The organism is Halomonas sp. ML-15 (assembly GCF_014779595.1).
Classification (GTDB): Bacteria; Pseudomonadota; Gammaproteobacteria; order Pseudomonadales; family Halomonadaceae; genus Franzmannia.
The window spans coordinates 1-18,037 of the sequence record NZ_JACXZT010000011.1 but is presented as its reverse complement, the minus strand read 5'-3'; the positions used below and the strand labels follow the sequence as shown (position 1 = coordinate 18,037).

The 18,037-nt window shown below is 54.7% G+C and carries 19 protein-coding genes; 3 read left to right on the top strand and 16 right to left on the bottom strand.

Annotation, left to right across the window (positions count from 1 at the left end; all coding sequences use genetic code 11):
- Positions 1–205: 205 nt before the first annotated feature.
- Positions 206–955, bottom strand: a complete 750-nt coding sequence (locus tag IEI94_RS08855; protein WP_191166956.1) for a sulfite exporter TauE/SafE family protein — start codon at positions 953–955, stop codon at positions 206–208.
- Positions 956–1,115: 160 nt separating this feature from the next.
- Between IEI94_RS08855 and IEI94_RS08850 the strand changes: the two genes are divergently transcribed.
- Positions 1,116–1,430, top strand: coding sequence for an antibiotic biosynthesis monooxygenase family protein (locus tag IEI94_RS08850; RefSeq protein ID WP_191166955.1), 315 nt, complete (start codon positions 1,116–1,118; stop codon positions 1,428–1,430).
- Between the two features lie 10 nt (positions 1,431–1,440).
- On the opposite strand, the gene IEI94_RS08845 is transcribed toward IEI94_RS08850, so the two are convergent.
- The 7 genes from IEI94_RS08845 to IEI94_RS08815 all read right to left on the bottom strand — a co-directional run bounded on the left by IEI94_RS08845 (position 1,441) and on the right by IEI94_RS08815 (position 7,961).
- Entirely contained in the window at positions 1,441–1,725 is a 285-nt protein-coding gene (locus tag IEI94_RS08845; protein WP_191166954.1) for a cupin domain-containing protein, read from the bottom strand.
- A 335-nt stretch (positions 1,726–2,060) separates the two neighbouring features.
- Entirely contained in the window at positions 2,061–3,410 is a 1,350-nt protein-coding gene (locus tag IEI94_RS08840) for a purine-cytosine permease family protein (RefSeq protein WP_191166953.1), read from the bottom strand.
- Positions 3,411–3,649: 239 nt separating this feature from the next.
- Complete coding sequence (locus IEI94_RS08835; RefSeq protein ID WP_191166952.1) at positions 3,650–4,621, bottom strand: biotin-dependent carboxyltransferase family protein; 972 nt, start codon at positions 4,619–4,621, stop codon at positions 3,650–3,652.
- A complete protein-coding gene (locus IEI94_RS08830) occupies positions 4,611–5,507 on the bottom strand; it encodes a 5-oxoprolinase subunit B family protein (RefSeq protein ID WP_191166951.1) in 897 nt (298 codons plus the stop codon). The genes IEI94_RS08835 and IEI94_RS08830 overlap by 11 nt, the downstream gene beginning before the upstream one ends.
- A complete protein-coding gene (locus tag IEI94_RS08825) occupies positions 5,497–6,885 on the bottom strand; it encodes an acetyl-CoA carboxylase biotin carboxylase subunit (RefSeq protein WP_191166950.1) in 1,389 nt (462 codons plus the stop codon). The genes IEI94_RS08830 and IEI94_RS08825 overlap by 11 nt, the downstream gene beginning before the upstream one ends.
- A complete protein-coding gene (locus IEI94_RS08820) occupies positions 6,882–7,130 on the bottom strand; it encodes an acetyl-CoA carboxylase (RefSeq protein ID WP_095622667.1) in 249 nt (82 codons plus the stop codon). Before IEI94_RS08820 ends, IEI94_RS08825 begins: the two co-directional genes overlap by 4 nt.
- 72 nt (positions 7,131–7,202) lie before the next feature.
- Entirely contained in the window at positions 7,203–7,961 is a 759-nt protein-coding gene (locus tag IEI94_RS08815; RefSeq protein ID WP_191166949.1) for a 5-oxoprolinase subunit PxpA, read from the bottom strand.
- Positions 7,962–8,073: 112 nt separating this feature from the next.
- Between IEI94_RS08815 and IEI94_RS08810 the strand changes: the two genes are divergently transcribed.
- Entirely contained in the window at positions 8,074–8,976 is a 903-nt protein-coding gene (locus IEI94_RS08810) for a LysR substrate-binding domain-containing protein (protein ID WP_191166948.1), read from the top strand.
- Positions 8,977–9,239: 263 nt separating this feature from the next.
- On the opposite strand, the gene IEI94_RS08805 is transcribed toward IEI94_RS08810, so the two are convergent.
- The 4 genes from IEI94_RS08805 to IEI94_RS08790 all read right to left on the bottom strand — a co-directional run bounded on the left by IEI94_RS08805 (position 9,240) and on the right by IEI94_RS08790 (position 13,052).
- Complete coding sequence (locus IEI94_RS08805) at positions 9,240–10,670, bottom strand: IS1182 family transposase (RefSeq protein WP_191166947.1); 1,431 nt, start codon at positions 10,668–10,670, stop codon at positions 9,240–9,242.
- A 185-nt stretch (positions 10,671–10,855) separates the two neighbouring features.
- Positions 10,856–11,572 carry a hypothetical protein gene (locus tag IEI94_RS08800; protein ID WP_191166946.1) on the bottom strand — a complete coding sequence of 239 codons (717 nt, stop codon included), beginning with the start codon at positions 11,570–11,572 and terminating at the stop codon, positions 10,856–10,858.
- A 198-nt stretch (positions 11,573–11,770) separates the two neighbouring features.
- The gene (locus IEI94_RS08795; protein WP_191166945.1) at positions 11,771–12,874 is read right to left on the bottom strand and encodes an LPO_1073/Vpar_1526 family protein; all 1,104 of its coding nucleotides are present in this window, start codon (positions 12,872–12,874) and stop codon (positions 11,771–11,773) included.
- Positions 12,867–13,052: a hypothetical protein gene (locus IEI94_RS08790; RefSeq protein ID WP_191166944.1), complete on the bottom strand. Its 186-nt coding sequence runs from the start codon at positions 13,050–13,052 to the stop codon at positions 12,867–12,869. The genes IEI94_RS08795 and IEI94_RS08790 overlap by 8 nt, the downstream gene beginning before the upstream one ends.
- A gap of 158 nt (positions 13,053–13,210) precedes the next feature.
- On the opposite strand from IEI94_RS08790, the gene IEI94_RS08785 reads away from it, so the two are divergent.
- Positions 13,211–13,831 (top strand): tyrosine-type recombinase/integrase, encoded by a 621-nt coding sequence (locus tag IEI94_RS08785; RefSeq protein WP_191166943.1) that lies wholly within the window; start codon positions 13,211–13,213, stop codon positions 13,829–13,831.
- Between the two features lie 137 nt (positions 13,832–13,968).
- On the opposite strand, the gene IEI94_RS08780 is transcribed toward IEI94_RS08785, so the two are convergent.
- From IEI94_RS08780 to IEI94_RS08765, 4 genes are all read right to left on the bottom strand, one after another.
- A complete protein-coding gene (locus IEI94_RS08780) occupies positions 13,969–14,583 on the bottom strand; it encodes a hypothetical protein (protein WP_191166942.1) in 615 nt (204 codons plus the stop codon).
- Positions 14,584–14,671: 88 nt separating this feature from the next.
- Positions 14,672–15,412: a hypothetical protein gene (locus IEI94_RS08775; RefSeq protein ID WP_191166941.1), complete on the bottom strand. Its 741-nt coding sequence runs from the start codon at positions 15,410–15,412 to the stop codon at positions 14,672–14,674.
- Between the two features lie 736 nt (positions 15,413–16,148).
- Positions 16,149–16,667, bottom strand: coding sequence for a hypothetical protein (locus IEI94_RS08770; protein ID WP_191166940.1), 519 nt, complete (start codon positions 16,665–16,667; stop codon positions 16,149–16,151).
- Between the two features lie 181 nt (positions 16,668–16,848).
- Positions 16,849–17,832, bottom strand: a complete 984-nt coding sequence (locus tag IEI94_RS08765; RefSeq protein ID WP_191166939.1) for a hypothetical protein — start codon at positions 17,830–17,832, stop codon at positions 16,849–16,851.
- Positions 17,833–18,037: the final 205 nt, after the last annotated feature.

The following is an 18,037-nucleotide window of genomic DNA, read 5'->3' as shown; positions in this document are numbered from 1 at the left end:
TGCTCCCCTCCTTTTTCTCAGTGCTGGGCGTCACTGGCTAACCGATAGAGCGTCATAGCATACCAGTGACGTCTGGCGCATGGGTTGGAGGGCACGCGCGCTCACCCAGCGCAGGTTCTGTGAGGGCATCGTTGTAGCGGTTGGCCATTGAAAATGTCCATACCATGGGCACTGTTGAGCGCCTCTTAACCACCTAGTGCGACCACTAGAGCTTTTGAAGAGCATTGACCATGATGTAAGCGCCGAGAAGGAGTAGTGAGATAAAGAATACACTGCGAAACATCTTCTCGGATAAACGTTCCCTAATTCGCTGCCCGAGAACCATCCCGGCGAGTGCAGGAAGCACCGCTGCTGCTGACATTGCACCATACTGAACTGTCAGAAAATTGGCCTGTTGCAATGCCGCCGCAAGAGCCACGGTGGAGACAGTAAACAGCATGCCCATCGCTTGAATCAGCATGTTCCGTGGTAGCCCAATGGCCTGGAGGAACATCACCCCCGGCACAACGAACGATCCCGTCATTCCGGTAAGCACCCCGTTCGCAGAACCGATTAGCGGCCCTGCCCAATACTCATGGCGGCTTGGTACAAAAATCTTGATCCCGGCCAGGTTCACGACAGCATAAATAATCAGCAAACTGCCTAGGAGTGCCGTCAATAGCGAGAGATTGACGCGCGTCAATGCTGCCGCACCCAACCAGACAGTGATGGTGGCCATCGCGAGAAATGGCCAGAGTCGAACCAGGATGGCCCTAGCGTTTCCGCCAACCATAGATTGCCAAAGGTTCGTGACGAATGAGGGGATCAGCAGCAGTGCCATGGCGGTGGGCAGATCCATCGCAACGGTAAGGAGCGCCAGGCTAACCGTCGGGAGGCCAAGACCAATCACACCCTTGACGCTTCCAGCGAGCAGGAAGGTGCTCGTCACTACCAGCAGGGATGCGAAATCCACCATATCTGCCTCCTATGCATCGCCACTGAAGGCGAGGCCCATAAGCGTCTCCAGAAGCTCAGCAACATGAGGGCCCGCAAGCCTAAATTGCGTTGGCGGCCACGCTGATCGACAGAAACAAGCGCTTCGTCTAGCAGCTTCCCCAGATGACGCTGCTAACGCCTTGAGCCGACACCTGGAGGACATCGACGGCTTTATATCGATAGCGCGCTTCGAAAGCCTCACGCACCCTGGAAAAACTCTTTCTCTATCTCTCTGGCAGGATGAAGAAGCCGTAAGGCAGTGGCGAACATTCGAACCTCACCGATCCGTTCAGAAGGACGGTCGACAGGAGATCTTTGCCGACTACCGACTCCGCGTCGCCTTCGTCATCCGGGACTACGGAATGAACGATCGACAGGAGGCGCCTAAGGATTCACATCAAGCACACGATTGGAGCGCGCATGATGGCCAAAAACCATCACCGGAGCGTGCGTAGTCCACAAGCGTTATTTCAGCTCGACTTCGACAAAGGAGAACGGTGTCTCGCCGTTATTAATCACGTTATGTTCAGTGCCTTCCACCCGGTTGTAGCACACACCAGCCTGGAGCGTCACCTCACGGTTACCTTCAGGCGTTTCCAGCAGCATCGAGCCATCATGGATCGGCACAATCACATAGTCGTGGGCATGGCGGTGCCACCCGGTTTCCGCACCTGGTGGAAAGTCCCAACGGGTGACGATGACCTGGTCGTTATTGATCTGCTCTTGGCTGCTTGCCTGTGGTCTGGTCATACTGTTTCCTTGCATCAGTTAAACCGCATGGACGAGGAAGGCACCACTGGCAATCTCCTCTCCGCGAGTCAGCCGCAGGGGGGGCTGGTTGTGAGTATCAGAGTATGAGCTCATGGAACCCACGGCAACAGTGGTGCTAGCGCACCGCCTGAGCTTGCGGGCCAACTCACGCCCGCCTGCTCATCGAACGAGGTGACAGTGTCACCGCCATCATCGATTCGTTCGCCTGCGTGAACAATAGGCGTGGGCAGCCTTCGACAAAAATCAGCGACCACTCTCACCACCCACGCCAAGCACCGTTCAAGCCCCGAGAGAGCTGGACTGATCACGCCCTATTATTTAAGGCTAGCGACATACCACTCTTCTCGTGCGAATCTGAGACCGAGCTCATAAACCACATAGGCGAACACGAAGGTGGCCGGTGCCGAGAACCCTGCAATCCCGGGAACATGCATAATGAAAATACCGGTCAGTGTCGCGCCGCACCAAGCGACAAGGCCGCAGGGGTTAAAGGCGGGAATATAGGTATTATCCAATTCCACATGGCCATTGAACCGGTCCTGATAGGTTTTGGACAGGATATGCGCGAGCGCCACGCCTACCCAGGCCACCACAAAGACACCTTGATACGCCAAGGCCTGAAGAATGTACGAGAATACATCGGCCATCATCAGCACATAAGCGATGAGACCGATGGCACAGCCAGCGACCACCTTGGACATCTGGATGCCAGTGACCTTGCGGATAAACGACTCGAAGTTGACCGTCGCCAGGTAGAAGTTGGCGGTGTTGATGCGGCTCTGTGTCACCCATACCAACAGCAGGCCACCAAAGCCCATCAATTCCAGCAGGCCCAGCACCACCGAGGCTTCCGACAAGCCATCGGTAGGGATCATGGAATCCAGCAGAATGCCCACGATGCCGCTGAACAGGAAGGTCATGGCATAGAAGGGGATACCGAAGGTGACCCGGGCATGAAACTTGGTGTCCTCCTTACGACCAAAGCGAGCGTAGTCGAAGGTGAACATCATCAGCACCCATACGCCCATGTAGTAGGCAAAGGTCTGCAGCCAGCCAAAGGGTGAGGCACCGCCCTCCGGCACACGGGTCAACCAACCGCTGGGGTAGCCGAACTCGGCGATTGCCATCCCCACCGCTATCAGCATGCCGACCACATAGACCGGCAGGAGGACGCCGTTGAACTTGTCCAGCCAGTGCTGAACGCTGCCAAAAATAAGCGCTACGCCCAGTATCGCCACAATGGCGGTGGAGACCGCCATCGGTATAACGCCACTCCACTCGGAGAGTACCAGCGCCATGACGTAGCCTTCGAACACAGCATAATAGAGGGCGGTGGCGAAGAATATTAGCGTCGCCACGACGGCCCCGAAATGGCCAAACAATATCTTGGAGAAAAGTGCGACAGTCAAACCCGTCTTTATTGAATAGCGACTAATCACTCCATTGATCACGCTATACGCAATCATCGTCAGCACGATACCGATAAGTGCATTGGTGGTGCCGTAAGCACGCGCCATGGCGGCGGCCACCACCATATAAAAAATGGCACTACAGACAGCCCACCATGCCATCATGAGATTTATTTTTGGCATTCGCCCTTCTGGCGGCACAGGCTGCTCTGAAAAGTCCAGATCAGACGCTTCACCATGAGTTTTATCACTCATTGCATTTCCCTCTTTGTTATTTAAGTTTTATGTAAAACCAGAATTTCCACAATAACCTAGCCCCCCAGAACCATGATTCTGAGTCATTACTTGCCACGACAAGCACGATTATTGTTATCTAGCGATAAGGCGCTAAATCGTCTCTAGAGCATCTCCTATATCAGATAGACGTTTGGCCTGTGGTGTACTGTCAATTAGCCTGACGTGCACCACAGGGCTTTCTGTGGGTGGTTGCCGCGTTACGCCATTTGCCGCAACTGCTCCATCACCTCCTGATAACGCGCACGGGCGGCAAGGGCCTCTTCCAGCGTCACTTGAACGAAGCGCACCTTCTGGTGGGGCTGGATTTGGCCTACGGTGTCCATATCCGCACTGATCACGGTGCCGATCATGGCGTAACCGCCACCGGATACGGCATCCCGGTGCAGAATGATGGGCTCGCTGCCGCTTGGCACCTGAATGGAGCCAATCGGGTAGCACGCATCGACGATATTGGAAGGATCGTCGCCCGCACCGAACGGCGGTTCGCGATCGATAAAGGAGAGCCGGGTGCCGCCTTTCATCCGGTAGCCGATACGGTCGGCCTCCGACGCCACCGTCCAATCTTCTGCGTAAAATTGCGCCTGCCTTTCTGAGGTCAAGCGGTGGGCATAGAGGCCTGGCACCACGCGCAGCTGGTAGTGCTTGGAGAATGCCGGCACCAGTGACGGCGCCAAGCGACGGCCGGGGCTTGCCTGACCGTGGGCCGGCAGGAGCGCCAGGCTATCGCCGGCCTGAAGATTACGCCCTTGCATGCCGCCCAGCGAGCCAAGCGCGTAAGTGCTGCGACTACCCAGGCGTTCAGGCACGTCGATCCCGCCCTCTATCGCCAGATAGAGCCGTGCCCCCGACTTGACGAAGTCGAAGCTGAGCGTCGCCCCTGCGGGTACTTCGAACACTTCATTGAGGGGCTGCGCCTCGCCGTTGACCCGCGGCGTCATCTCGGCACCGCAGGCGGCGACCATGCGTGCCTCGCCGAAGCGTAATTCTGGCCCCATCAGCGCGCACTCAAGGACGGCAGCACCCTCATGATTACCCAGCAACAAATTGGCCGCGATCAGCGAGCGCTGATCCATTCCCCCAGAAGGTGGAATCCCGAGGTGGTAGTACCCTTCGCGCCCCTTATCCTGAATCGACGATGCCAGGCCAGGCTTGATGACGTCAATGCTCATAAAGTGCCTCCTTAACGCGGCGTGCATAGCCATCCGGATCTTGATTGAACGAATCCAGGTCGAAGGTAAAGGGCGTGATCTTGGGCTTGAACTGCCCCTTTTCAGCCGCCGCCAGCAGCGCGTCGTACTCCTCACGATCAACGGCACGATGCTTGACGATGTCGCCCGGTCGGAAGTAGATCATCGAGTCATCGATATGTGGCTGCTCGCCGGCGGGGTCATAGATGGGCATGGGCGTCACGCCGAACATCTGATAACCACCCGCCCCACGCACGGAATAGATCACGCTGAAACAGCCGCCGATCCCCACCGTCTGCTTGGGGGTATCGGTGCGCGGCCGCAGGTATTTGGGCACCTGAATCTGGCGCTCTCTCGGCACCATCTGATACATGAACGGCAACCCCGCCACAAAGCCCACCATCGACACGAACCAGGGGGTGGCACTGTGCGCCTCGATAAAGGCGTCAACGCTTGAATAACCGTTGATGCGGGCCGCGTATTCCAGGTCTGTTGAGGAGGGGTCCTGATGGTGCTCACGGAAACGCATCAAGGTTTCATAGGTCCAGGGGTCGTTATAGAGCACCGGTACTTCCACTACCCGCGTTTCCAGGGTACGGACCTGCTGGTTGGAGACTTCCTCCTCCAAGGCTTCCAGCGTTTCCTGCAGCTGGCCGGCGGAGATCATGTCGGGGTTGTAGCGCACCTGATAGGACGCATTGGCGGGGCATATCTCGATGATTCCCGGCAAGGCAATATCACGCAGCCGCTGAGTAATGGAGATGGAGAGGAAGAACGCCTCCAGGGTCATCTCTTCATTTAGCTCAACGAACAGAAATTCATCGCCCGCCTGGCTATAGCGGGTTGTGGCTGCCACCTCATTGCTCATGGATGACCTCCTTTTTATTGGCATGGTTTGACGCAGGCTCGCTCAGCCAGCGCTCCAGAAAGGCCGTATCGAACGCCCCCGCCTTGACGGCAGGATCCTCGATCAAGCGACGGTGCAGATCGGCGGTAGTGGTAAAGCCTTGTAGGTGGAATTCATCCAGCGCCCGTCCGGCGCGGGTTAGCGCCCTCTCACGCGTGTCATCCCAGACGATCAGCTTGGCCACCAGGGAGTCGTAGAACGGCGGCATCTTGTAGCCCTCATACAGGCCACTATCGATACGCACCCCCGGGCCAGTGGGCCACACCAGCTTTTCTACCGTTCCCAGAGAGGGGAAGAAGTCGCGGTCCGGGTCTTCGGCGTTGATACGCATCTCGATGGCCCAGCCCTTCATGGTGATCTCATCCTGAGCGATGCCGAGCGGTTCACCCGCGGCGATCTGGATCATCGCCCTGACCAGGTCGAAGCCGGTGATCATCTCGGTGACCGGATGCTCGACCTGGATCCGGGTGTTCATCTCGATAAAGAAGAACTCGCCGGTGGTGTCATCAAACAGGTACTCCAGGGTGCCCGCGCCCAGATAGCCGACATGCTCGGCCAGCGCCACGGCTGAGTCACACAGCCTTTTGCGTGTCGCGCTATCGACCGCCGGCGACGGCGCCTCCTCCAGCACCTTCTGGCGGCGGCGCTGCAGCGAGCACTCACGCTCGAAGAAGTGCAGAGCACGCTGACCATCCGCCAGTATCTGCACTTCGATATGCCGGGCGCGGGCAATGAACCGCTCCAGATAGACCCGTCCGTCACCGAATGCCGCCTGGGCTTCGGCCTGGGCCTGGGGCAGCTGCTTGGCCAGCATGTCACTGTCTTCGGCCACCCGAATGCCGCGCCCACCGCCGCCGGCGGCAGCCTTGATCAACAGCGGATAACCCACCTCTTCGGCCACCGCCAGCGCGTCTTCCAGCCCTTCGACGGCGTGTGGAGAGCCAGGCACCACCGGCACGCCGGCGGCTATCGCCGTCTGGCGCGCCATGGCCTTATCCCCCATGCGGGCGATGATCTCGGCATCCGGGCCGATAAAGATCAGGCCCGCCTCCTTGACGGCACGCGCGAAGTCGGCGCTTTCGGAGAGAAAGCCGTAGCCCGGATGCACGGCATCCGCCTGACAGCTACGGGCGGCCTCAAGCACCGCTGGAATATTGAGATAGCTCTTCGACGCCTGGGCAGGGCCAATGCACACCGCCTCATCGGCGTGCTGCACGGCCAGGGTGTCGGCATCGGCCTCGCTATGCGCGACGATGCTGACCAGGCCAAGCTCGCGCGCTGCCCGCACGATTCTCAGTGCTATCTCGCCACGATTGACGATCAGCAGGCGACGTATCATTCGTTGACCTCCAGCGTGCCAATCACGTCGCCGGCCTCCAGTACGCTCTCATTGTCGGCGCTGAAGCTGACCAGCGTGCCGGAGGCTTCTGCCTTGAGCTCGACGAACTGCTTCATCACCTCGATCAAACCGATCACATCGCCGGCCTGCACCGCCTGCCCCTCCTCTACGTATACCGGCTCATCCGGTGAGGGCGTGCGGTAGAAAACACCCGGAAACGGCGCTTGAATCTGCTGTGTTGTCATTATCTGTCTCCTGTCATTCATGACTGTTCCATCTCCAGCAACGCAGTACCCAACGTTGCCGGCCGCCTGCTCTCAGGGAGCCGCGACCTCTATGCCGGCGTCATCCAATGCACTGCGCACGGCCTTTACCAGCGCCAACGCCCCGGGCGTATCGCTGTGCACACATATCGACTGGAAGGACACCGCCACCGACTTGCCGCTGACCGACTCGACCGTGCCCTGCTGGCAGGCACGCAGCACTTTCTGCGCGACCTGTTGCGGGTCCAGGCGCTGCACCTTACGGACGAATACGATGCTGCCCTCGTCGTTGTAATCACGGTCGGCGTAAAACTCATGCACTCGGGGCAGGCCCACGCGTTCGGCGGCCTGATCCAGCGCCGAGCCTGCCAGGCAATAGACGGGTAGCTCAGGCGCCACCTTGGCCAGCGCCTCGCTCAGCTGCTGAGCGAAGTCGGCATCCTTGGCCGCGTGCATGAACAGGGCACCATGCAGTTTGAAATGGTGCATCTGGAGACCTTCGAGGCGGGCAAGCTCGCGCAGTGCGCCCAACTGATAGAGGGCGTCGCACACCAGCTCCTCTGCCGGCGCCAGAATCGGCCGGCGCCCGAAGCCCACCAGATCCCCAAACCCCGGGTGAACCCCGACGCCAACACCATGACGCGACGCCAGGCGTAGGGTCTCTTGCATGGTGGTCGGGTCACCGGCATGAAAGCCCGCGGCAATATTGGCGGAGCTGATCAAGGGCATGATATCGGCATCGACACCATCGCCAATCGACCAGGCGCCAAAGCCTTCTCCCATGTCGGCGTTCAGATCAATCTTTGTTGTCATACGTCACTCCTTGGTCACCACACGTAGTTATGGCAGCCAAGCAGCGGCATTGATAATATTAATTATTGCAGAGCGTTTTCAAAAAATCCGAACGCCAAGGGAAGGAGCCGCCATGTCACGGGATTTGTCGCTACGCAAATTGCGCTACTTCATGGCGGTGGCCAAAAGCGGTCGCGTCACCCAAGCCGCGATTGACCTGAATGTGTCGCAGTCCTCCATCACCACCGGTGTGAAGGAGATCGAAGAGCAGGTAGGGGTGGCGCTGTTCCGGCGCACCAGCCGCGGCATGACGCTGACCCGCGAAGGCAGCCGCTTTCTGCAGCGAGTCAACTACGCGTTTCAGGCGCTCGACGACGCCTTCGACAGCCTGCAGGACAGCCACCCCACATTGAAAGGCACGCTGCGGCTGGCCATGACCTATACGGTGGCCGGCTACTACATGCCTCCCCTGCTGGCGCAGTTTCAGCGCCGCTACCCCTGGGTCAAGGTCGAACTGCATGAAGTGTCGCGCCCGGAGATCGAGGAGGGACTCATCTCAGGCGAGTACGATTTGGCCATCTTGCTGACATCCAATATCGAACATCACCAATGGCTGGAAAAACTGACGCTGACCCAGTCCCGGCGGCGGCTCTGGGTCAATGGCCAGCATGAGCTGCTCAAGCGGGATCACATTACCCTTCAGGATATTGCCCACTACCCCTACATCATGCTGACCGTGGATGAAGCGGACCAGTCGGCCCTGAAGTACTGGAAGCCCGAGGGTATAACGCCCAATATCCTGTTCCGCACCTCGTCGGTAGAGGCGGTGCGCAGCATGGTCGCCAACGGCACCGGGGTGACCATCCTCTCCGATATGGTCTACCGCCCCTGGTCGCTGGACGGCAAACGCATCGAACATATCGAGCTGAACAACCCGATCCCAGCGATGGAACTGGGCCTCTCATGGCCCCGCAATCGCCCACTAAGCTCGGCCGCCAAAGCGTTCTGCGAGCTAGCCCAAGGGTTCTCGGCCTAGGGGGCTTTGGCGGTTTATCCCAGCCAGTGGAACGCCGTTGAGGTGTGCAAGAGTGCGGGGGTCAGTCCGGTAACGGCCGAGGCTGTGTGAAAACCCAAAAATCCGCTGCCTGTCCCGGTATCCGGCTGTAAGGCCACGCTCAGCACTCAACGAGACGCTTCCAAGTACTTCCTACATCTTCACAGCGATGTTTCGCTCCGCGAGAAATCACCCTTGGAGCGCGTCACAAGGCCCTCCAGACGCGAAATAGAGGCCCAGGCACACTATGCCCGCATCGCCTCGACCAAGCCCTTGGTGCCGAGGATATTGATGACGCGTTTCATATTGTAGGCCAGCACGTGAAGGCTCATTTCCGCGCTAACGTTGTTGAGGCTCTTTGTCAGAAAATGTGTCGCGCCCATCCAGGCCTTTAGCGTGCCGAACGGATGCTCAACTGTCTGGCGCCTGAGACGCATCATTTCTGGCTTCTGAGCAAGTCTAGCTTGCACCGCCTCAAGCACATCCTCATGCTCCCAGCGTTTGATACGCCGTTGCTTTCCAGTGGTGCATTGTCCTTTCATCCTGCAGGACGGGCAGGCTGAACTCCAGTAGCAATGCAGCGTCTGATCGTTTTCGATGTTCTTATAACGCCAGATCAATCGCTCTCCCGCAGGGCAGCGATATTCGTTGCGTTCAGGGATGAACAGAAATGCCTCTCTGGGAAACATTCCTTTGGCCTGGCTCGGTGAGGTTTTCGGTTTGGGGAGATAGGTGGTGATGCCGATCTTGTGGCATGCGAGGATCTCTTCTCCCTTAAAGTAACCACGATCAGCCACGACATCGAGATCTCTGATGCCGGTGGCATCACGCGCCTGCTTGGCCATCCGGGAAAGCTGACTGCGGTCGCTGCCGACATTGCTGACCTCATGGGCAACGATCAAATGATGCCGGCTATCGACGGCTGTCTGTACGTTGTACCCCACGACCCCAGTGCCTCGCGTCGTCATGGATCGGGCATCGGGATCCGTCAACGAGACTTGCTTGTCAGGCGCTTGGGTTCTTTGTATTTCAATGGTTTGTAGTTGCTGCACTTCCTCTGTAAGGGCTGCGATCTTTTCCTTCAGCTTTGCTGTCTGCGCCTCTGTGACAGCGGGGGCGCTTTGATCAGCTGAGTCGAGTTGGCGTAGATAACGCTCGATGCTTTTGTCGATTTCCTCTGCGCGCCGCTTCATCTTGGCAAACGTGAAGTTCCGGTCTCGGTTGTTGACCGCCTTGAACTTGCTTCCGTCGATAGCCACGATCGCTTGTGAGAAGAGCCCTAGGCGCCGGCATAGCACGACAAAGTCCCGGCAGGTGGCGCGAATCGCCTTGCCGTTGTGCTTACGGAAATCGGCAATCGTCTTGAAGTCCGGTGCCAGGCGCTCAGTCAGCCACATCAGCTCGACATTGCGCTGCGCCTCACGCTCCAGGCGGCGGCTGGATTGGACACGATTGAGGTAGCCGTAGAGGTAGATTTTCAGTAGTACAGCGGGATGATAGGCGGGCCGACCGGTGGCATGGGGATCGACCCCTTTGAAGCCGAGTTGTCTGAGATCGAGAGCCTCGACGAAGGCCTCGATGGCTCGGACCGGGTTGTCCTCTGAGACGAAATCATCCAGAAGCTCAGGGAACAACGTGGCTTGAGACCGGGACTCCCCTGAAACGAAACGCTTCATCGGCACCTCCACGAGCTGTCACAGGTAGAGTATAGCGGGAGCCACGTTTTCACACAGCCTCGGCCATGAGCGGACATTCAGGATGTGCTGATGTAACTTTTGACATGAGAGGACGTCGCACAGAAAGCCGGGCGACGTCCTCTCGATGGAAGGGTTCAGCCGTAAATTTCGCCACATCAGAGGACTCAGGGGTTATAGCGATGAGTCGTCGTACCCTGATGCCCACCTTGGGGAAAGACGCTGCAGAAGCAATTGCAGGCCGTAGTCCAGGCAACATTTCCGTCGGCATCGACTACTTGTACAGCTCTCCATTTCGTCTTGGCGCTGTTCGTAAACGCTGGATCACCCGAATCTACATAGCGCACTACATTGGCTCGGTCTTCGAAGTCAGTTTTCTCCAAGAACGCCGATTGTTGAAACGGGTCGTGACGTTCTACGTGCGGTCCATAGTGAAGGCAAGGACCTAGCAGACCCTCGGTGCCGGTCTCCTCAAGGATCAGACGAATCTCGTGAAGCGCATCCGCATACACTTCCAAGTCAACCTTTGCGTCAGAGACGAGCAAAGGATCCGAGAATTCAACAGGTAGGTACTCGCCGCCTACGAATTGCCAACTGTTCGTCACCATCGAAGTCACCTCCGACTTCGCAACGGCCTTCGTCGAGAGAGCAAACCCTTCTGAGTCAATGAACGAAGTTTCGTACATCACTTCGCTAGGGAGGATATCGTTGTGCTTGTGAAGCAGGCGGATGCCAAACTTGTCCTGTAGTTCGTAGTGTTGAATGACAGACAACAGTCGACCGACCGTTGCATCTTCGTCAAAACGACTGAGTGCACGATTCGCGTCTGCGATGGTAAGGAGTGCGTTGTATGAATGCGCCTGAGATCTGACGATTGATTCCATGTCCCCCCCCCCTTAGATGAAGAGATAACGATTCACAGATATGATGCAGTCTTGCGTTCACCTACGCGGACGACTGCAGTAGATGCACATTTTCCGAGCCAGCCCCATTAGCGTAGCTTGAAGATCAGCATCCGGCCAGGAGCGGATATTCAGAATGTGCTGATATAATGACTTTTTTATACACTCTTCGCACATCCTCTAATTGAGCGGCGGCAAGGTTTTATCACGCCTTTGCGCATTAGAATGCGCTAGAACCTTTCCAACTGAGGTGATTGTTAAAGCCACAGGAATATTATCCCACCATTGCCTTAGCGCTTTTAAGTTAGGGTGATTATCCCATTCGACCATTAACGAATCGACATTACCCTTCCTTAAACTATTATCTTGAGCATAAAGGTCATAGATAGAATCGACTGCGCTCAACTGATCCTTTGTCAAAGGAAGGCTCATTAACCGCTGCTTACCTTCGTGCATCACCACCCGATTTAAAGCTAGACTTCGGATACGCTCTCTATTTGCAACAGGAATTCTCAGGTACTGATTGTTGAAGTCATGCTCGACCAACAAATCTTTTGGCAGATTATTTTTAGAAAGGATCTCTATGGCTATTTCATGGTTCTCAGACTTCTTTTCAATACCAACATCAAGGTAGCCAGACAGTTCATTGGAATAAAATTCTCGGATCTTCTTCATGCTGCCAAACGAGTTTAATCGAATAGCATTCAATACATCTAAATGGTCAAGCCACTCTTGCCCTTTAGGAAGCTCTCCATAAAGTAATTTACCAAAAAGACCTTCTAATGCATTGAGTCCTTTCTGAAAACCCCCACTTATTGGACCAAACTGGGCTACCGCATGGGCCACAGTTAAGCCGAGCAATGCTTCATCCGAAACCTTATCTACTATATCTATAGCAAGGCTTACCCCTGCTCTAGCGTTACGATTGCTACCTTTTTGGAATCTATGGATGAGCAACTCTGACAGGAGATCGTAATCTGCTGGTCTTTCGGTAGCCGCAGCTGTTTTTTGGGCTTCGACTAGCAGCAGCTGAAAGCTTGGATCTGCAAACGCCTCCAAGGCTCCCTCTACCCGCTCCATTTTAGGCATGAGACTATTCTCAAACTCAGATACACGGGCATTTGCAACCTCTAATGCTTCTTGAGTGTATTCCTTTCGAAGTTGCAAGTTCATCTCTTGAAAAACTTCTCTTGCACGTTTCTCATCAATGCCGACTTGCACCACCATTTCCTGAGCCTGGAAATTATTAGAACCTTCCCCACCCTTTTGGCTCTGTCTAGTCATCTTCCTTTCTACCACCTATTCTGAGGTTTCGACCAACCTGTATATTTGTCGAATTATCACCGCCTTTTTGTATTTGCTTTTTCCTACGAGAAGAAATCAACCAACCTATGATTGCAAGAGGCATGGCTATTGCAACACCACTAAATAGCCAATCTTTATTTTCTGAAATCCACTCCATATTTTATTCTCTATCCGAGACGTATAACACTGGTGAGCGTGCCTGCTGCTTTTTCCCGGATGGCCGCACTGGGTCGAAACACGGCTGATCGCAGGCTCCAGCACACCTCGAGCATGTTCTGGACCATCCTATACACTCCACCCAAAGAGGTCCATACCATGAACACATCAACAACAGCTACCCGCGAGCCTTGGAACAAAGGGAGGCTGGTTGGTCAGAAAATTCCGCTTCGGCTCAAAGATATCTGGGCCATTCGTGTCAGGCTGCAGCTTGCTGAGAAGAACCGAGAACTAGCGTTATTCGAATTGGCAATCGATAGCAAACTGAGAGCCTGTGACCTGGTTAAATTACGCGTTCGAGATGTATCCCATGGCAACCAAGTCTCTTCAAGAGCCATCGTCACACAGCAGAAAACGAAGAGGCCAGTACAGTTTGAGATAACCGAGCAGACTCGCAACGCCGTAGAAGAGTGGATACAGCTTGCACATCTCCGCAATGATGACTACCTGTTTCCAAGTCGCCTGAGCAGCTCGTGTCACTTGTCTACGCGGCAGTACGCGCGCATCGTTAAAGGCTGGGTAACCCATATTGGCCTGGAGCCTTCAGCCTATGGAACGCACTCTTTGCGACGTACCAAGGCATCGTTAATTTACCGCCGAACTAAAAACCTGAGAGCCGTTCAACTTCTCTTGGGCCATACTAAACTCGAAAGCACTGTCAGATACCTGGGAATTGAGGTGGATGACGCATTGATCATGTCTGAGCAGACAGAGGTCTAACAAGAGCCTGCGACGGCATAAGGACTATGCCGTCGCTATCGGCCAGAAGCGGCCATTGAGATTATTCTGATGTATAGCGCACGCAGCACGGGAAAAATTGGAGCGCAGTGGCAATTTTGTCCCAGTGACTACGTTTGTTAGCGATTGTGCTGGGGTGTACGGTTCTTAACTCCCACGACCCTCAATGAGGCATCACGTTTTTCGGCCTCATCTATAATCTCCCCACAAGCGCCTACGCCCTGACTACATAACGACTTGATTAGCAGCATAGAGTCACTTGCTTTCTCAAAATCAAAGCGACTTATGCCACTTTCAACAGTAACGTAGCGCTCCCTATTCAAAATGGCTGACAGCGAAGTGAGAACCGTCTTGCGACGTGCAAGTGCGATTGAATAAGACCCAACCAACCCGGAACTTAAGTAGGTGACAATATCAAACCTTCCATCCGCGATAGAATGCGGAACCGAGGGATCTACATCAGAAGCCCCTTCCGCAATCTTCATTAATTCATCATATTCCTCGCGAGCTACATGCAACTCTGTGGCAAGGAAAAACGTTTGAAGCTGGTGGATCTCAGGGTAGATGGCTTGGAGCGCCACCGTCTCTCTTTCTTGCGCCGCATCCCGCTCCCTTCGCCTGCGACGAAAATCAAGTATAAACGGCATCGCGAGCGCGACTGAAACTGCCACGATGGATGAAATAGCTTGCACCCACTCTGGCTTCCAGCTCCCTAGATTAAAAAATTCACTCACCCCGGCCTCCCAGTAATGTTTGTATCGCTAACGACAACCTGTGGGGTGCACGCCGCATTGCGGCGATGCGTCCCACACGAGCGCATTGTTATGTCTGTGTTTCATACACACTGAACTTGCCTTGGTGATGCAATCTTACAAAAACGTCAACCAAGGATGAGAGCGTTGTTAGCTCATCGTATCCAATCTGCAATCTTTTTTGGTTAACCCAAGATCCATTCTTAAATGTCCTTAGCGTGTTAACGCCTATTCCTACAAAGAAAAACATACCGTCAGCCACAAACTGATATATGGTTTTCCCATCAAATTTCGACTTCGATGGGTATATTTCCATGAATACGCCATCTGATGGTTCGCCACTTATGTGAGTTTGATACAAGTATATTGGGTAATTATTTACTGGAAGCGCCAATCCGTCTAGCAACACCATTCTCAGTTCTTCCTCATACTTCCCAAGTGAGACCAGTTTAAAGCTATCCTGAGTGCTTATGGATGAACGCCATAGAAGGCTCAAAACAAATAGCTTAAAAAGCCTGTAGTCATAGCTCTCATTAGTATAAGGCTGTTTGCTTGCTTCTATTTTTGGCTTGGCATCATCGTATAATATTAGTTTTCCATAACCCTCATACCTTTGAATTGTCTCTTCGCATTTTTTACAAAGAAGATTCTCGTAAATTCCTTTTCTCCGTCTTTTATTATATTTACCTTCTTCAGCATTAAACTCTATGAAGGAATGATTGTCGTCATAACAGTGGGAATACATATACTCTGGAAATATGTGTGATTTGCATAAATCACGCTCCTGCTTACACAAACGACACTCAGGCACCTAGGAGCCTCCGAAGACATAGGTATTAGACCGCGCGATTCATATTCCACTCGAACGCGTACGCGTTTTCAATAATGTTATGCTGTGCGAACGCTAATCTCTTATCTTATTGAAAATCCGATAAACTAAGTATAGCTTGGCAGTATAACACCGATCACCGTGCATGCTGCATATTCCCAATGAACGTGCCTGCTGCCTTTTCCGGCAAGGCCGCTTTGGGTCGTCAACTGCCTCAATCACCACATCAGCATAGACTAAAGCTCCGCAACCGGCCAAAAGCAGCCATGCAGCGTGAGCTGATATAACGCTACCCATAACCCACGGCCGAACGCGAAGCGACGAAGGAGCGTAGCTTCTGGCTGTCGGAGTTCATGTGCCTGTTAGGCATTCTCTGCCTTCATTTTTATGCATGCTACTTTCGATTTGAGCAACTCAAAATACCGGTTGTAGCACGTTTGCGCAAGCTGATACTGCTTCAGATTCGATGTCCGAGCTTCTTCGAGATCAATTGGTTGCGTGCCTCCAACCCCATACCTGACAGATAATTTTCCAGGAATCGGCTCATCTCGATAAGTTCCATCAGGTTGTTTTTTCAACTGAGTCGCTTGCACCACGCTTCGCGTTATAGCCTGCGTTATGCCTACGCCGAGCCGTGGCCCAATGGCATGATTCACTCGATTTCTATAGTCGTAAGTTGCGCACTGGTACGAGCTATCGTTAATGGCCGCAAGCGATTCTAGAAACTTCTTTGATTCGGACCATATGGAGATGACTTTCTCGAGGCGCTTCTCTTTTTTCCGCGGCTAAGGAACATGGGTTTTTCATTGGGCTTTTTCGGGTCTCCTTCCAGACGATCCTTATAGCCTTCTTCGCTAGATAATCGGATTTGGTGAAACGCGTTAGTAGCGACGAAGGTGAAACGATCTCTCACCGCACTCGGCTCCAGCAAGCAATGATGCACTAATGCCTCGACAAACTCTCTACGAATCTTCCACGCCTCATTTTCACCATAACTTCGAATTACGTTATTCCAAGCGTGCCACCGGTGCAGATCACCGCACCAACGATTCATAATGTTCGTGAGTTCTCGCAATTCATCCTCGACCATTTGATTTCCGAAAATGTGCCACTCGCGGTTGTGTATGAAATCAAAATTATAGGGAAGGTATGAGCCTGCAGGCTCCAGAGCACTTCCTAGCTCTTCTAAGTAAGCATCAATTGCCGAACGAAAGAGGTTGACTACTTCACTATCCAACGGACTTATCTCCTTGCCAGTTCCACCAAGCTCTCCCTGCCTAACGTCAAAGCTCTGTTGCGAGAGCCGTTCTTGCCAACCGGCCGAGGGATCAGCCCAAGTTCTGCCCACTTGGCCTGCTGGTAGGCAACGGCGGCTCTCGTCAACAGCAGCGTATAGTTAGCCAACGCTTTGAATGGCGTCACTCAGAATCCCTCCATAGGATCTGCTCAGCGTTCTTTGTTCCTGGAAACCCGATGTGCTGAAGCCACGGTGCATTGAGTTCTGGTTGCGCAAACGGGTTAGGGAGCCATTGCATGTAGTATCCTTGGCCGCTCACGATCAGGACGCCACTTATTGCCTTGGCCCAGGCAAACGCTTCATCATCGCATGCCGCCAGAAAGGCCCCGGGATGCATGAAAGGCATTTCTGCATCTGGTCCGTGGTCCCACTCGTCCAGCAACGGGGCCCAGCCGTTTTGGTAGGCGTTTTCGATAGCTTGCGTGAGCGACGCAGGTCTCAATGCACGTTTCTCCTCGACCCACTTCCGCCGCTCTGCCGATGTAGAACCGGAGAGCCAGCCCCGCGATCCGGTGAGGGCGGATCCGGTGTTGACCGGGAGTAGTTCGGGCTCCTCGCTAACGTAGGCAATCAGGAAGGGTGTATGGGCGTGTTCTTGGGGCAAAGCTCCCCTTCGCGCGGCTTTCCGTTCCAACGAGTCAAGGAAAGCCTCGCTGAGGCCCGGCTCATCAATCCAATGCGCGGTCGTCAGACCACCTCCGAGCGAGCCTCGGGTGTCACTTGAGGGTGAAAAGCGGAAGCACGCAATGAAGTCCTGGTTCGTCCAAGCGCTCTCCCAAGCTTGATCCGCCGCAGCGCCAACATAGACATCAGGGTCGGCTTCAACGTCCTTGAAGATGATGATTCCTTCCTTGGTTGTGAGCGGTGGGTCTTGACGAAACGCAGCCACGACAGCACTGACGGCATTCTGAGCGAGTGCTTCTTGGGCGCTGCGTTGGTGATATCCGATGGCGGTCGAACTGAGCTCCGGGCCGAGAATTGGTTCAACGTGAACGGGCAACTGATCGCTACGTAGTGCATTCACGATGTACCGGTCTATGGCGACGGCGCCGTCGGACCGTGTGGTGGCCTCTACAAGGATCTCACGTCCGTCGTCGAACGTCACCAGGAGGTCGGGCGTGTAGACACTCGACCCAAATCCAGCGTCGTCAAGGAGGGTAACTCGTGCACCAGTCTGTCGGAACAGCGCCCCGACAAGCACCTGTCGGCGTCGGAGCTATAAGTCCGTAGATCATCAAAACAGATTGTCCCCCCGACCCGCATGGCCTTCCCTTGTTGGTGACGAAGCCTACAAGAGATCGAGCCATGCT

Coding starts and splice junctions, on each gene's coding strand:
- IEI94_RS08855 (WP_191166956.1), bottom strand. CDS start 955: ATGGTGGATTTCGCATCCCTGCTGGTAGTGACGAGCACCTTCCTGCTC.
- IEI94_RS08845 (WP_191166954.1), bottom strand. CDS start 1,725: ATGACCAGACCACAGGCAAGCAGCCAAGAGCAGATCAATAACGACCAG.
- IEI94_RS08840 (WP_191166953.1), bottom strand. CDS start 3,410: ATGAGTGATAAAACTCATGGTGAAGCGTCTGATCTGGACTTTTCAGAG.
- IEI94_RS08835 (WP_191166952.1), bottom strand. CDS start 4,621: ATGAGCATTGACGTCATCAAGCCTGGCCTGGCATCGTCGATTCAGGAT.
- IEI94_RS08830 (WP_191166951.1), bottom strand. CDS start 5,507: ATGAGCAATGAGGTGGCAGCCACAACCCGCTATAGCCAGGCGGGCGAT.
- IEI94_RS08825 (WP_191166950.1), bottom strand. CDS start 6,885: ATGATACGTCGCCTGCTGATCGTCAATCGTGGCGAGATAGCACTGAGA.
- IEI94_RS08820 (WP_095622667.1), bottom strand. CDS start 7,130: ATGACAACACAGCAGATTCAAGCGCCGTTTCCGGGTGTTTTCTACCGC.
- IEI94_RS08815 (WP_191166949.1), bottom strand. CDS start 7,961: ATGACAACAAAGATTGATCTGAACGCCGACATGGGAGAAGGCTTTGGC.
- IEI94_RS08810 (WP_191166948.1), top strand. CDS start 8,074: ATGTCACGGGATTTGTCGCTACGCAAATTGCGCTACTTCATGGCGGTG.
- IEI94_RS08805 (WP_191166947.1), bottom strand. CDS start 10,670: ATGAAGCGTTTCGTTTCAGGGGAGTCCCGGTCTCAAGCCACGTTGTTC.
- IEI94_RS08800 (WP_191166946.1), bottom strand. CDS start 11,572: ATGGAATCAATCGTCAGATCTCAGGCGCATTCATACAACGCACTCCTT.
- IEI94_RS08795 (WP_191166945.1), bottom strand. CDS start 12,874: ATGACTAGACAGAGCCAAAAGGGTGGGGAAGGTTCTAATAATTTCCAG.
- IEI94_RS08790 (WP_191166944.1), bottom strand. CDS start 13,052: ATGGAGTGGATTTCAGAAAATAAAGATTGGCTATTTAGTGGTGTTGCA.
- IEI94_RS08785 (WP_191166943.1), top strand. CDS start 13,211: ATGAACACATCAACAACAGCTACCCGCGAGCCTTGGAACAAAGGGAGG.